We start from the raw sequence: 13,266 nt of genomic DNA on the forward strand, positions 1-13,266 counted from the left end.
CGGACCGACCGGGGAGGTCGGCCCGTCGTCATCATCGGTGGCAGGACGGTCTCCCGTCCTGCCACCGCGGGATCACTCGCTGAGGGTGATCGTGGAGAAGTCCTCGGCCGTCAGGGGGCTGGGGACGAGCCCCTCGACGTTCGGGCCGACCACGATCGCCGGCGGGGAGTGGCTCAGCGGCAGGCCGGGCAGCCACTCCTCGGACATGATCTGCGCGTTGAGCTCCTCGTAGAGCGCCGTGCGGGCGTCCTCGTCGGGCTCGGCGTCTCCGGCGCGCAGGCCTTCCTGGAGCTCGTCCTGGAAGGGCAGCGCGCTGGTGCCGAACTGGTTGTCCTCACCGCAGAAGAAGGCGCACAGGAAGTTGTCCGCCGAGTTCAGGTCGCCGGTCCAGCCCAGGAAGAAGGCCGGTGCCTGGCTCTGCTGCGTGCCGTCGATGTAGCCACCGGCCCAGGGGCGGGCGACCGGGTTGATGGTCACGCCGACCGCTTCCCAGTCCGCGGCGACCGCGTCGTAGATGGCCTGCGGGTTCGGCATGTACGGCCGGGTCACCTCGGTGGGGTACCAGAGGTCGATCTCCAGGTCGGACGCGCCGGCCTCCTCGAGCAGGTCCTGCGCCGCCTCGGGGTCGTAGGCGTAGGGCTCGATCGACTCGTTGTAGCCGGCCACCGTCGGCGGGATGAACTGCGTGGCCACCTCCGCGCCGTCGGGCAGCTGGCTGGCCACCAGCTCCTCCCGGTTGATGGCGTGGTAGAGCGCCCGCCGGATCAGCGGGTCCTCCAGCTGCGGGTCGGCCACCGGGTTCAGCGCGAGGTAGAGGATGTTGAAGGGGTCGCGGATGAGGACCTGGTTGCCGGCCTCCTCCAGCCCGGCCCAGTCCACGGGGTTCGGCAGGTCGTAGCCGTTGATGGTGCCCGACTCCAGCTCCTGGCGGCGCGCGGTCTCGTCGCTGATGATCCGGAAGATGATCTCCTGGACGCCGGCCTGCTCGCCCCAGAAGTCGTCGTTGCGGGTCAGGGTGACGTTGCTGGTGCCGTCGAAGGAGTCGAACACGAACGGCCCGGTGCCGGTCGGGTGGTCCGTGGCGTACTCGGGGAAGGTGAACCCCTCTCCCTGCACCTCGATGCCGTTCGCGTCGTACTCCTCGAGGGCGGCGGGGGAGGAGATGCCGTAGGAGCTCTGCGAGAGGACACCGGGGAACTTGCCGGTGGCCCGGGTCAGGACGACCTCGGCGGTCATCTCGTCGGTGGCGGTGCAGCTCTCGTAGAGCGAGTCCTCGCCGAAGCCGAAGTCGTTGCCGTAGTAGTAGGCGGCCGACGGGTTCTGGCCGGCCTCGTTCTGGTCGGCCCAGCGCTCGAAGTTGTAGCAGACGGCTTCGGCGTCGAAGGGCTCGCCGTCGTGGAAGGTCACGCCGTCCTGGAGCTGGAAGGTCCAGGTCAGGCCGTCCTCGGAGGACTCCCACTCGGTGGCGAGCTCCGGCACGAACTCGGTGCCACCGGGCTCGATGCCCACGAGGTTCTGGAAGATCTGCCGGGTGACGCGGAACGTCTCCCCGTCGCTGGCGTAGAAGGGGTCGAAGGTGGTGGGGGCGCCGGCGGCACCGAACACGAAGGTGGCGTCCGAGGCCTCTCCGCCGCCGGCGTCCTCGGACCCGGAGGCCCCGTCGCCCTCGGCGGAGCTGTCGTCGCGTTCGGACTCGGCGCACGAGCTCAGCACGAGGGCCAGAGCTGCGCTGGTCGCGGCGATCGCGACTCTGCGGTTCTTCATCGTTCCTCCTACAGCGTCATGACCGGACGCGGATAGCCCGGTATAGGGGGTGACCTCACCACACCGGGGGCCGGTTGCCAAGGGTGACGGGCCGTTCGTGACGGGACCGTGACCTGCCCCTGGGGCAATCCCGGCGGGCTGGGAAGATGAGCCGATGCAGCTCGTCGCCGCCGTCGCCCTCTGCGACTCCCTGGCGCGACCCACGCGGGTCCTGGCGGGGTGCCGCAGCGCCCCCGCGGCGCTGGCAGGCGGGTGGGAGTTCCCCGGGGGCAAGGTGGAGCGTGGGGAGGATCCCGCCGCGGCCGCGGTACGGGAGGCGCGCGAGGAGCTCGGCGTGCGGGTGGTCCTGGGGGGACGGGTCGGGGACGACTGGCCGCTGGCGCCCCCGTGGTCCATGCGGTTGTGGTGGGCGGTCCCCGAGCCCGGTCAGCCCCCTCCCCGGCCGCTGCAGGACCACGGCGAGCTGCGCTGGCTGGGCCCCGAGGACCTGCTGGGCGTCCCCTGGCTGGAGCACGACGTGCCGGTCGTGCGTCACCTCGGGCCGCTGCTGCACCGCTGACCGACCCGCTGGTGTGAGGTCGGTCCGGCGCCCCCGGGGTGAGACACTGGGCGTATGCCCCTTGCTGACCGTGACCCCGCCCTGCCCGCAGGAGTGCGCGCAGACATCCGCAACGTCGCCATCGTGGCGCACGTCGACCATGGCAAGACGACCCTGGTCGACGGCATGCTCACCCAGGGCGGTGCCTTCGCCGACCAGCAGCAGCGCGGGGGGGAGGGTCCGGACCGGGTGATGGACTCCGGAGACCTCGAGCGCGAGAAGGGCATCACGATCCTGGCCAAGAACACGGCCATCCGCTACACCGGTGCCTCGGCCCCCGACGGCGGCATGACGATCAACATCATCGACACGCCGGGCCACGCCGACTTCGGGGGCGAGGTCGAGCGCGGCCTGTCGATGGTGGACGGCGTCGTGCTCCTGGTCGATGCCTCGGAGGGCCCGCTGCCCCAGACGCGCTTCGTCCTGCGCAAGGCCCTGGCCGCGCACCTGCCCGTCGTGCTCTGCATCAACAAGGTGGACCGGCCGGACAGCCGCATCAGCGAGGTCGTCGACGAGGTCTACGCCCTCTTCATGGACCTGCTGGACGAGCACGACCCGGCCCAGGTGGAGCTGGCCCTGGACTTCCCGGTCGTCTACGCCTCGGCCAAGGCCGGGCGCGCCAGCCTGCAGGCGCCGGTCGACGGCGAGCTGCCGGACAGCCCCGACCTGGAGCCGCTGTTCGCGACCATCCTCGAGACGGTTCCCGCCCCGACCTTCACCCCGGGCGCGCCGCTGCAGGCGCACGTCACCAACCTCGACTCCAGCCCGTTCCTCGGCCGGCTCGCGCTCTGCCGCGTGTACGAGGGCGAGATCCGCAAGGGGCAGCAGGTCGCCTGGTGCCGTCGCGACGGCTCGGTCACGTCGGTGAAGATCACCGAGCTGCTGCTCACCGAGGGCTTGGAGCGCAAGCCTGCCGAGCAGGCCGGCCCCGGAGACATCATGGCGATCGCCGGCATCCCCGAGATCACCATCGGTGAGACCCTCGCCGACGCGTCCGACCCGGTGCCGCTGCCGCTCATCACCGTCGACGAGCCGGCCATCTCCATGACCATCGGCACCAACACCAGCCCGCTGGCCGGCCGGGTCAAGGGTGGCAAGGTCACCGCACGCCTGGTCAAGGACCGGCTGGACAAGGAGCTCGTGGGCAACGTCTCCCTCCGGGTGCTGCCCACCGAGCGGCCCGACGCCTGGGAGGTCCAGGGGCGTGGTGAGCTGGCGCTGGCGATCCTCGTCGAGCAGATGCGCCGCGAGGGCTACGAGCTGACCGTCGGCAAGCCGCAGGTGGTCACCCGCGAGGTCGACGGCAAGCTGCACGAGCCGGTGGAGCGGCTCACCATCGACACCCCCGAGGAGCACCTCGGCACGATCACCCAGCTCATGGCCGCGCGCAAGGGCCGCATGGAGCAGATGACCAACCACGGCACCGGCTGGATCCGGATGGAGTATGTCGTGCCCTCACGCGGGCTCATCGGCTTCCGCACCGAGTTCCTCACCGAGACCCGGGGCACCGGCATCGGGCACCACGTGTTCGACGGCTACGCCCCGTGGTTCGGGGAGATCCGCACCCGCCAGTCCGGCTCGCTGGTGTCCGACCGGGCCGGGGTCGCCACCACCTACGCCATGTTCAACCTCCAGGAGCGCGGCACGATGTTCCTCGAGCCGACGACCGAGGTCTACGAGGGCATGATCGTCGGGGAGAACTCCCGCGCCGACGACATGGACGTCAACATCACCAAGGAGCGCAAGCTCACCAACGTGCGCTCCGCGGGCGCCGACGTGCTCGAGCGCCTCGTCCCCCCGCGGGTGCTCTCGCTCGAGCAGTCGCTGGAGTTCTGCCGCGAGGACGAGTGCGTGGAGGTGACCCCCGAGGCGGTCCGCGTGCGCAAGGTGATCCTCGACGCCAACCAGCGGGCCAAGGCGGCCCGCTCGAAGGGCTGAGCCGTGCCGGTGCGCCCGGACCTGCGCGACGGGCTGCCCGCCGGCAGACCGCTGCGGCTGGTGGCGGTGCACGCCCACCCCGACGACGAGACGCTCGCCACCGGGCTGGCGCTGGCGCACCACGTGGAGGCCGGTGACGACGTCCACGTCGTCACCTGCACGCTGGGTGAGGAGGGCGAGGTCATCACCCCCTCGCTCGCCGCGCTGGAAGGGGACGGGCCGGCGCTCGCCGCGCACCGCCGGGGCGAGCTGGACCGCGCGATGCGCCGGCTGGGGGTGGAGCACCACGTCCTCGGCGGCGCCCGGCCCCGGTGGCGGGACAGCGGTATGGCCGGCTCGTCGGCCGCCGCCCACCCGCGGGCCTTCGCCGGCGCGGAGGTCGAGGAGGCCGCGCGCGTCCTCGCCGACCTGCTGCAGCCGTTGCGGGCCGACCTCGTGCTGACCTACGACCCCTGGGGCGGGTACGCGCACCCCGACCACGTCCAGACCCACCGGGTGACCGCCAGGGCGGTGGAGCTGCTCACCGAGGAGAGCCCCGGCGCCGCGCCCCGGCTCTACGTCGCGCTCGTCCCGGCCTCGTGGGCCCGGGAGGACCGGCGCTGGCTGGCCGCGCACGTCCCGGACGGTGCCCGCAGCCCCGCCGGCGGCACGGTGCGGGTGCCCGAGACCGACGACCCGCTCCCCCCGAACGTCGTGGCCGACGACCTCGTCACGCACGCCGTCGTGGACGAGGGCGCGCTGCCCCGTCAGCGGGCGGCGCTGGCCGAGCACCCCACCCAGGTGACCCTGCACGAGGGGTGGTACACCCTGTCGAACGATGTGGCCGCACGGCTCCCCGGTCGCGAGGGGTATGCCGCGTGGCCGGCGTCCCGCGAGGCGCTCACCCGGGCGCAGGGGGAGCCCCCGGCATGAGCGCGCACGAGCCGGCTCCGCACACCCCCGGGGCCCTCGACCCCGCGACCTACCGCCTCGCGATGAGCCGGTTCGCCAGCGGCGTCGCGGTGGTGACGTCCCAGGTGCGCGGCCACGACGTCGCCCTGACCGTGGACTCGCTGACCAGCGTCTCCCTCGAGCCGGTGCTGCTCCTCGTCAGCCTGCACCCGGAGGCGCGTGTGCTCGAGGGGCTCGAGGCAGGGGCGGACTTCGCGGTCAGCGTGCTCAGCGCGGCCCAGCGGGGCACGGCGGAGTGGCTCGGGGAGACCGGCCGGCCGCTGCACGACCAGCTGGGGCGGGTGCCGCACCACCGCGGTGCCGTCAGCGGCATGGCGGTCGTCGACGACGCGCTCGCGTGCTTCGAGTGCCGGACCGTCGACCTGCGCGAGGCAGGTGACCACGTCCTCGCCCTCGGCGAGGTCGTCGCCCTCGAGGCGAGGCCGACCGACCGTCCTGCCCTGGTGCACTACCGTGGACGGTTGGGAGAGCTGCGGTGACCACGGGGCGCGGCGCCCCCGCCACGACCGGGACCGGACGACAGGGACGGAGCGCTGATGGCTGACGCCACCGATCGACCAGGGACCCTCCGCGAGGAGGGCGACGGCCGCGGCTGGTGGTCCGTGGTGGGCCGTCTGACCGCGGCGCTGCTCGTGCTCGCAGCGGTCTACGTCGGTGCCGCGCTCTACTTCCAGGACCGTCCGCCGGCGGGTGTCAGCGTGGCCGGGGTCGACATCGGGTCGCTGACCGACCAGGAGGCCAGGGCCGAGCTCACCCGCGAGTTCGGCGACCGCACCACCGAGCCGATCGTGCTCACGCTGAGCCCCGACGGGGGGACGCCGGAGGGGGCCGAGCGGATCGAGGTGGTCCCCGAGGACGCCGGGCTGTCCCTCGACCTGGACCGCACCCTGAGGGGGGTGACCGGGCTGTCGTTCCACCCGGCACGGCTCTGGGACCACGTCGCGGGCGCCGACCGGGACCTGCCCCTCTACGGCGGCGTGGACGAGGAGGCGCTGCGCGCGGAGGTCACCCGCCTGGCCGCCGACTACGACACCGAGCCGGTCGACGGCGAGGTCGCCCTGTCGGCGGACGGGGTGGAGGTCACCGAGGCGCAGGCCGGCCGGACGGTGCAGGTCGAGGAGACCGTCCAGGAGCTGGAGGAGGCCTGGGTCGGGCAGGTCTGGGGGGAGGAGCAGGGGCTGGACCGCGAGGTCGCCGGCGTCGCCTCGAGCCAGCGGCCCGAGCTGACCGCCGCGGAGATCGAGCGCTTCACCGAGGAGGTCCTGGACCCGGCGCTGGCGGCGCCCGTCGTGGTGGAGGCGACCCGGGGCGAGGGCGAGCAGGAGGAGGAGGCCAGCGCCGAGCTCGCGCGGCGGGACCTGCTGCAGCTGCTCACCGTCGAGCAGGCGGACGGCACCCTCGCGCTGGGCATCGACGCCGAGGCCACGCTCGCGCGGGTCCGGCAGGACCTCGGCCGGCTCGAGCGCGGCCCGCGCGACGCCACGGTCCGCCTGGAGGGGTCCTCGGTCGAGGTGGTCGGCGGCCAGGTCGGCTACGCCCTCGTCGAGGAGGGCCTCGTCGACGCCGTCGAGGCGGCGCTGCGCGAGACCGGGGAGGAGCGGACCGTCGCGGCGGGCATCGACACCGTCCGCCCGCAGATCACCAACGCCGTGGCGCGCGAGTGGTCCTTCTCCCAGATGTCCTCCTTCGTCTCCGTCTTCCCCAGCGGTCCGGACTACGAGGCGCGCACGGCCAACCTCCGCACGGGGGTCAGCAACGTCAACGGCACGGTGGTCATGCCGGGGGAGCAGTTCAGCCTCGGCGCCGCCCTGGGGGACGTCAGCGAGGAGGCCGGGTATGCCGAGGCGCCCGTCATCGTCGACGGGGAGCTGGTCATGGGGCTCGGCGGCGGCCTGTCGCAGATCTCCACCGTGGTGTTCAACGCCTCGTGGTTCGCGGGCGTCCAGCTCGACGCCCACACCACGCACTCGTTCTACATCCCGCGCTACCCGGCCGGGCGCGAGGCCACCCTCGCCCTGCCCTGGATCGACAACCTGTGGACGAACGACACGGACACCCCGGTGGTCGTGCGCACCTGGATCACCGGGGACGAGATCCGCATGGTGCTCCTCGGCGACAAGCAGTACACCGTCCGCACCGTGGACGGTGAGCGGCGTGACGTCACCCGGGGCGAGCGGCGGGAGGACGACAGCGAGGACTGCGTCGACCAGGCACCGTCCGAGGGCTTCACCATCCGCAACATCCGGATCCTGCTCCAGGGCGGGGACGAGGTCTCCCGCGACGACTTCACCACGACCTACGCCGCGGCCGACGAGATCGTCTGCACCAACCCCCGCGCAGGGGGCCGGTGAGCCTGCGCGGCGTGCCGTGCGGGGCGAGGACCCCGTGAGGCGGTCCTGGCCTGGGACGCCGTAGTCTGTGCCCATGACGTACGTGATCGCCCAGCCCTGCGTGGACCTGAAGGACAAGGCCTGCATCGAGGAGTGCCCGGTCGACTGCATCTACGAGGGGGAACGCTCCCTCTACATCCACCCTGACGAGTGCGTGGACTGTGGTGCGTGCGAGCCGGTCTGCCCGGTCGAGGCGATCTACTACGAGGACGACGTCCCGGAGGAGTGGGCGGACTACTACAAGGCCAACGTCGAGTTCTTCGACGACCTCGGGAGCCCCGGAGGGGCGGCCAAGATGGGCGTCATCGCCAAGGACCACCCCGTCGTCGCGGTGCTGCCCCCGCAGTCCCACGACGAGTGACGCGTACCCCCCACCGGCCCACCCCGACCAGGAGGACCTCATGACCGACACCACCAGCACGACCCCGGCCACCCTGACCCACGCCGGCCACCAGCTGTCCCTGCCGGTCGTGCCGGCTGCCGAGGGAAACAACGGGCTGGACATCAGCTCGCTGCTCAAGACGACGGGGGACGTGACCCTCGACGTGGGCTTCGTCAACACCGCCTCCTGCCAGTCGGAGATCACCTACATCGACGGCGGCGAGGGCATCCTGCGCTACCGCGGCTACCCGATCGACCAGCTGGCCGAGCAGTCCACCTTCCTGGAGACCAGCTACCTGCTCATCTACGGCCAGCTGCCCTCCGCCTCCGAGCTGGAGGAGTTCGACCAGCGGCTGCGGCGGCACACCCTGCTCGTCGAGGACATGAAGAACTTCTTCGACGGCTTCCCCCGGGACGCCCACCCCATGTCCGTCCTCTCCTCCGGGGTCTCGGCGATGGGCACCTTCTACCAGGACAGCCTGGACCCGCACGACCCGGAGGCGGTGGAGATCTCCACGGTCCGGATCATGGCCAAGCTGCCGACCATCGCGGCCTACGCCTTCCGCAAGAGCCAGGGGCAGTCGATCCTCTACCCCAACAACGACTACAACCTCGTCGAGAACTTCCTCTGGATGACGTTCGGCCAGCCGACCGAGCGCTACGAGCTGGACCCCCTCGTGGCACGGGCCCTGGACCAGCTGTTCATCCTGCACGCCGACCACGAGCAGAACTGCTCGACCTCGACCGTCCGGCTCGTGGGCTCCTCGGAGGCCAACCTCTACAACGCCATCTCCGCCGGCATCCACGCCCTGTCCGGTCCGCTGCACGGCGGCGCCAACAGCGCCGTCCTCGCGATGCTGGACCAGATCAAGGCCGACGGCGGCGACGTCTCCGAGTTCGTCCGCAAGGTCAAGGACAAGGAGGACGGGGTCAAGCTCATGGGCTTCGGCCACCGGGTCTACAAGAACTACGACCCGCGCGCGGCCATCGTCAAGGAGACCGCTCACGAGATGCTGGCCAAGGCGGGCAGCAACCCGCTGCTGGAGCTCGCGATGGAGCTGGAGCAGAAGGCGCTCGAGGACGACTACTTCGTCGAGCGCAAGCTCTACCCCAACGTGGACTTCTACACCGGCCTGATCTACGAGTCCATGGGCTTCCCCACCGACATGTTCACGGTCCTCTTCGCGATCGGGCGCCTGCCCGGCTGGATCGCGCAGTACCGCGAGATGATCAACGACCCGGCCACCAAGATCGGCCGCCCGCGGCAGGTCTACGTCGGCGAGGGCGCCCGCGACTACACCCCGGTGGACCAGCGCGGCTGACCGCCGCTCAGCCCACCTCGACGACGACGGTGGTCGACGACCCGCTCGTCGCGCCGTCGTCGTCGGCGTCGGACCACGTGCCGGACGACCGGTCCCAGGCCCGACCCTGCACCTGCACCCGGACGACCTCCTCGGCCTGCGCGTGGCTGACGGCCCACGTCGCGGCGGCCCAGGCGCGGGCGGGGTCGCCGGCCTCCAGCAGCACCGTACGTCCCTCCGTCCGGCCGGCCAGCCCGAGCTGTGCGGCGGCCTTGTCGGCGACCTCGGTGGCCGACCCGGCCCCGGCGCGACCGCCGAGGCGGCAGTCGAGGGCGGTGCCCGTCCCCTCCTGCCCGGTGAGCACCGAGGCCAGGACGCGTCCCTCCCCCTCGTGGTCGGCATACGCGTCCGGGAAGGCGCTGCGCTGCACCTCCTGGGCCACCTCGGTGACGACCCCCTCGTCCCACCCGCGCACCTCGACGAGCTCGTCGTAGAAGGCGTTGCTGGCGTAGACGGGGTCGGTGACCTGCTCCACGGTGCCCCAGCCCTGGCTGGGGCGCTGCTGGAACAGGCCCTGGCTGTCGGCGTCGCCGTACCGCAGGTTGCGCAGCTTGCTCTCCTGGATGGCCGTGGCCAGGGCGATGGTGGCGGCCCGCGGCGGCAGCCCGCGCTGGACGGCCACGGCGGCGATCGTCGCGGCGTTCGCGGCCTGCTCGGGGGTGAGCCGCACCTCGCGGTCGGCGGCGCTGAAGGTGCACCGGGCCGGGGCCAGCTCGGCCGCCGCCCACCGGGTCCCCAGCACCAACCCTGTCGCCGTCAGCCCGATCACGAGCGCGGGCACGAGGAGGCGGCTGACGGTGGAGCGGGGCACCGGTCCAGTCTAGGAGTCCTCCTCGGCGCTCCGGCGGACCCTCGCGTAGGGTCGTCCGCGTGACCCGTCGCGACTACCACAAGGGGCCGGTGACCCTCCGGGGCACTCAGGTGCCGCGGACGACCACCGACCAGCGACTCCTCGACGACGCCGGTCCTGCGGACTGGGTGCACTCCGACCCGTGGCGGGTCATGCGCATCCAGGCCGAGTTCGTGGAGGGTTTCGGGGCGCTGGCCGAGATCGGCCCGGCGGTGGCCGTGTTCGGCTCGGCCCGGACGGGGACGGACCACCCGTACTACGCCTGGGGCGAGCGCGTCGGTCGCGCCCTCGTCCAGGCCGGCTACGCCGTCATCACCGGCGGCGGGCCGGGGGTGATGGAAGCGGCCAACAAGGGGGCGGCGCAGGCCGGGGGCACGTCGGTCGGGCTGGGGATCGAGCTGCCCTTCGAGACCGGCCTGAACGACCACGTCGACCTGGGGGTCAACTTCCGCTACTTCTTCGTCCGCAAGACGATGTTCGTCAAGTACTCCGAGGGCTTCGTCGTGCTGCCCGGAGGCATGGGCACGCTGGACGAGCTCTTCGAGGCGGTCACCCTCATCCAGACCGGGAAGGTCACCAACTTCCCGATCGTGCTCCTCGGAGAGGACTACTGGTCCCCCCTCCTGGGATGGCTGACCTCGACCCTGCTCGCCGAGGGGATGATCTCGGCAGGCGACCTCGACCTGCTGCAGGTCACCGACGACGTGGACGAGGCGGTCCGGTGGGTCCGCGAGCACCGGGAGCAGCGCGTGGCGCCTGAGCACCGCGACGTCTGAGACGGTCGGGGCGGTGTCGGTCATCGGGGTCCTGGCGTGCCATGATCGGTGCCGTGATCATCCTCGGGGTCGTCTGTCTGGTGGTCGCCCTCGGTGCCGTGCTGGCCTGGGCGGTCGCCCGTCGTGAGGTGCCCGGGGTGGGCCCGGCGGTCGACACGCAGTCGGCCCGTGGCCTGCCTGCGGGGCCGGTCCCGCCGGAGGCGGTCGGCGCGGTCCGCTTCGACCAGGCGCTGCGGGGTTACCGGATGGAGCAGGTCGACCAGGTCATGGACCGGCTCGCCGGCGAGCTGAGGGAACGGGACATCGAGATCGCCCGGCTGCGCGAGGGGTCGGCCGCGGCGGCGGGAGAGTGGCCGGACCGGACGTCGGAGGGGGAGAGGTGAACGACGCACGAGCACAGGACCTGACGGTGGGCCCCGACGGGGTCGCCCGGTGCGGGTGGCCAGGGCTGCAGCACGCGGACTACCGCGACTACCACGACCGGGAGTGGGGCAAGCCGGTCCACGGGGAGTCGGCGCTGCTGGAGCGCCTGTGCCTGGAGGGCTTCCAGAGCGGACTGTCGTGGCTGGTCATCCTGCGCAAACGGCCTGCCTTCCGGCGCGCCTTCGCCGGCTTCGACGCGGAGGTGGTCGCCGACTTCACCGAGACCGACGTGCGGCGCCTGCTCACGGACGAGTCGATCGTGCGCAACCGGCGCAAGATCGAGGCCACCATCGCGAACGCCCGCGCGACCCTGGGGCTGCGCGAGCACGGCGGTCTCGAGGAGCTGCTGTGGACGCACGCGCCCGAGCCGACGCCGAGGCCGCGTCGCTTCGCCGACGTCCCCACGCAGAGCGCCGAGTCCGAGCTGCTCGCGAAGCGGCTGCGCAAGGCCGGTTTCGAGCAGGTCGGCCCGACCACCCTGTATGCCGCGATGCAGGCCTGCGGGTTGGTCGACGACCACCTCGTCGGGTGCTTCCGCGCCGGCTCGGCGCGCTCCGGGCTCCGTCCGACGGAGATGCGCGCCACCTCATGACCCGCGCGGCGACCCGGGCCCCGCTGCCGGCCCGCCTGCTCGACCTGCGCTTCGTGGGGGCGGTGCTCCTCCTCTGGACCCTGCTGCGCGCGGTCAGCGGGGTGGTCCTCCTCCGGCTGGCCCACGACCACCAGGACCCCTCCGTCTACGACGACCCCGGCGTCGGCCTGTACTTCCAGTTCGCGACGCTGTGGGACGGCCAGTGGTACGAACGCATCGCCACCGAGGGCTACCCCGACGAGGTGCCCGTCGGGACGGACGGCGTCGTCCAGCAGAACCCGTGGGCCTTCTACCCCGTCTTCCCGCTGCTCGCGCGTGGTGTCATGGCGCTGACCGGGTGGCCGTTCGCGGTCGCCGGCCCCGTCGTCGCCACGGTCCTGGGGTATGCCGCCGCCGTCGTCGTCGCCGGCCTGCTGCGCGACCGGGTCGGCCCGGCCGGTGCGCTGGCGGGGGTGGCCCTCCTCGGGGCGTACCCGAGCTCACCCACCTTCCAGGTCGCCTACACCGAGTCGATCGCGCTGCTCGTGCTGGCGGCCGCGCTCTGGCTGCTCGTGCGGGAGCGGTGGTGGGCCGCCGGAGCCGTCGCCCTGCTCACCGGACTGGCCCGCCCGGTGGCGCTGCCGCTGGGGCTGGTCGCCCTGGTGGTCGTGGTCGCGCGGTGGCGCCGCAGGCGCGAGCGCCCGCTGCCTCCCCGGGAGTACCTCGCGATGGTGGCCGCCCTCGTGGGGTGCGGGCTCGCCGGACTGCTGTGGCCGGCCATCGCCTGGGTGCGGACCGGCCAGGCGGACGCCTACACCTCGACGATGTCCGCCTGGCGCGGCGGCGAGCAGGTGCTGCCGTTCCTGCCCAGCATCGAACGGGCGCAGTGGCTGTGGGGGGACCTCGCCGGGCTGCTCGTCCTGGCGGCCGGCATCGGGGTGCTCGTCCTGGCCGTGATCGGTCCGTGGGCGGCAGGGCTGGGTCTGGCCCTGCGCACCTGGTGCCTCGGGTACGCGCTCTACCTGTTCGCGGCGCTGGACCCGTGGACCAGCTTGTACCGCTACCTCATGCTGCTCTTCCCGCTCTTCGTCGTGCTGGCCGGGGCCGGGTGGGCGCCGGGCACCCGGGAGCACGAGCAGCCACGGTGGCTGCTGGTGGTCCGCACCGCCGTCCTGGCGGCCCTCATGGTCGCGTGGCAGGTGTGGTGGGGGTGGTACCTCTTCCGGTTCGAGCCCCCCAGCGACTACCCGCCGTGACCGAGGG

Annotated in this window: 13 protein-coding genes; 11 read left to right on the plus strand and 2 right to left on the minus strand. The window is 72.6% G+C overall.

Going from position 1 to position 13,266, the window contains the following annotated elements; all coding sequences use genetic code 11:
- Positions 1-72 precede the first annotated feature (72 nt).
- A complete protein-coding gene (locus Q0795_RS13050; protein ID WP_298890284.1) occupies positions 73-1,764 on the minus strand; it encodes an ABC transporter substrate-binding protein in 1,692 nt (563 codons plus the stop codon).
- Between the two features lie 154 nt (positions 1,765-1,918).
- Between Q0795_RS13050 and Q0795_RS13055 the strand changes: the two genes are divergently transcribed.
- The 7 genes from Q0795_RS13055 to Q0795_RS13085 all read left to right on the plus strand — a co-directional run bounded on the left by Q0795_RS13055 (position 1,919) and on the right by Q0795_RS13085 (position 9,344).
- Entirely contained in the window at positions 1,919-2,323 is a 405-nt protein-coding gene (locus Q0795_RS13055) for an NUDIX domain-containing protein (protein ID WP_298890286.1), read from the plus strand.
- 54 nt (positions 2,324-2,377) lie between these two features.
- Positions 2,378-4,300: a translational GTPase TypA gene (gene typA / locus Q0795_RS13060; protein ID WP_298890288.1), complete on the plus strand. Its 1,923-nt coding sequence runs from the start codon at positions 2,378-2,380 to the stop codon at positions 4,298-4,300.
- A 3-nt stretch (positions 4,301-4,303) separates the two neighbouring features.
- Positions 4,304-5,212 carry an N-acetyl-1-D-myo-inositol-2-amino-2-deoxy-alpha-D-glucopyranoside deacetylase gene (mshB, locus tag Q0795_RS13065; RefSeq protein ID WP_298890290.1) on the plus strand — a complete coding sequence of 303 codons (909 nt, stop codon included), beginning with the start codon at positions 4,304-4,306 and terminating at the stop codon, positions 5,210-5,212.
- Entirely contained in the window at positions 5,209-5,730 is a 522-nt protein-coding gene (locus Q0795_RS13070; RefSeq protein WP_298890291.1) for a flavin reductase family protein, read from the plus strand. The genes mshB and Q0795_RS13070 overlap by 4 nt, the downstream gene beginning before the upstream one ends.
- Before the next feature lie 57 nt (positions 5,731-5,787).
- Positions 5,788-7,602 (plus strand): VanW family protein, encoded by a 1,815-nt coding sequence (locus Q0795_RS13075; protein WP_298890293.1) that lies wholly within the window; start codon positions 5,788-5,790, stop codon positions 7,600-7,602.
- Positions 7,603-7,675: 73 nt separating this feature from the next.
- Complete coding sequence (gene fdxA / locus Q0795_RS13080; protein ID WP_058889883.1) at positions 7,676-8,002, plus strand: ferredoxin; 327 nt, start codon at positions 7,676-7,678, stop codon at positions 8,000-8,002.
- Between the two features lie 40 nt (positions 8,003-8,042).
- Positions 8,043-9,344, plus strand: a complete 1,302-nt coding sequence (locus Q0795_RS13085; RefSeq protein ID WP_298890296.1) for a citrate synthase — start codon at positions 8,043-8,045, stop codon at positions 9,342-9,344.
- A 7-nt stretch (positions 9,345-9,351) separates the two neighbouring features.
- On the opposite strand, the gene Q0795_RS13090 is transcribed toward Q0795_RS13085, so the two are convergent.
- Positions 9,352-10,194, minus strand: coding sequence for a hypothetical protein (locus tag Q0795_RS13090; RefSeq protein ID WP_298890298.1), 843 nt, complete (start codon positions 10,192-10,194; stop codon positions 9,352-9,354).
- Positions 10,195-10,253: 59 nt separating this feature from the next.
- Between Q0795_RS13090 and Q0795_RS13095 the strand changes: the two genes are divergently transcribed.
- The 4 genes from Q0795_RS13095 to Q0795_RS13110 are packed head-to-tail and all read left to right on the plus strand — an operon-like array spanning position 10,254 to position 13,259.
- Positions 10,254-11,009: a TIGR00730 family Rossman fold protein gene (locus tag Q0795_RS13095; RefSeq protein WP_298890300.1), complete on the plus strand. Its 756-nt coding sequence runs from the start codon at positions 10,254-10,256 to the stop codon at positions 11,007-11,009.
- A gap of 53 nt (positions 11,010-11,062) precedes the next feature.
- Positions 11,063-11,392 (plus strand): DivIVA domain-containing protein, encoded by a 330-nt coding sequence (locus Q0795_RS13100; protein WP_298890302.1) that lies wholly within the window; start codon positions 11,063-11,065, stop codon positions 11,390-11,392.
- The gene (locus Q0795_RS13105) at positions 11,389-12,024 is read left to right on the plus strand and encodes a DNA-3-methyladenine glycosylase I (RefSeq protein ID WP_298890304.1); all 636 of its coding nucleotides are present in this window, start codon (positions 11,389-11,391) and stop codon (positions 12,022-12,024) included. Before Q0795_RS13100 ends, Q0795_RS13105 begins: the two co-directional genes overlap by 4 nt.
- On the plus strand, positions 12,021-13,259 hold the full coding sequence (locus Q0795_RS13110; protein ID WP_298890306.1) for a hypothetical protein: 1,239 nt from the start codon (positions 12,021-12,023) through the stop codon (positions 13,257-13,259). Before Q0795_RS13105 ends, Q0795_RS13110 begins: the two co-directional genes overlap by 4 nt.
- Positions 13,260-13,266: the final 7 nt, after the last annotated feature.

The organism is uncultured Serinicoccus sp., assembly GCF_947487915.1.
In the GTDB taxonomy this organism is placed as follows: domain Bacteria; phylum Actinomycetota; class Actinomycetes; order Actinomycetales; family Dermatophilaceae; genus Ornithinicoccus.

Excerpts from the sequence above, each read along its gene's own strand:
- Q0795_RS13050 (WP_298890284.1), bottom strand. The coding sequence starts at position 1,764 with ATGAAGAACCGCAGAGTCGCGATCGCCGCGACCAGCGCAGCTCTGGCC.
- Q0795_RS13055 (WP_298890286.1), top strand. The coding sequence starts at position 1,919 with ATGCAGCTCGTCGCCGCCGTCGCCCTCTGCGACTCCCTGGCGCGACCC.
- typA (WP_298890288.1), top strand. The coding sequence starts at position 2,378 with ATGCCCCTTGCTGACCGTGACCCCGCCCTGCCCGCAGGAGTGCGCGCA.
- Q0795_RS13070 (WP_298890291.1), top strand. The coding sequence starts at position 5,209 with ATGAGCGCGCACGAGCCGGCTCCGCACACCCCCGGGGCCCTCGACCCC.
- Q0795_RS13075 (WP_298890293.1), top strand. The coding sequence starts at position 5,788 with ATGGCTGACGCCACCGATCGACCAGGGACCCTCCGCGAGGAGGGCGAC.
- fdxA (WP_058889883.1), top strand. The coding sequence starts at position 7,676 with ATGACGTACGTGATCGCCCAGCCCTGCGTGGACCTGAAGGACAAGGCC.
- Q0795_RS13085 (WP_298890296.1), top strand. The coding sequence starts at position 8,043 with ATGACCGACACCACCAGCACGACCCCGGCCACCCTGACCCACGCCGGC.
- Q0795_RS13110 (WP_298890306.1), top strand. The coding sequence starts at position 12,021 with ATGACCCGCGCGGCGACCCGGGCCCCGCTGCCGGCCCGCCTGCTCGAC.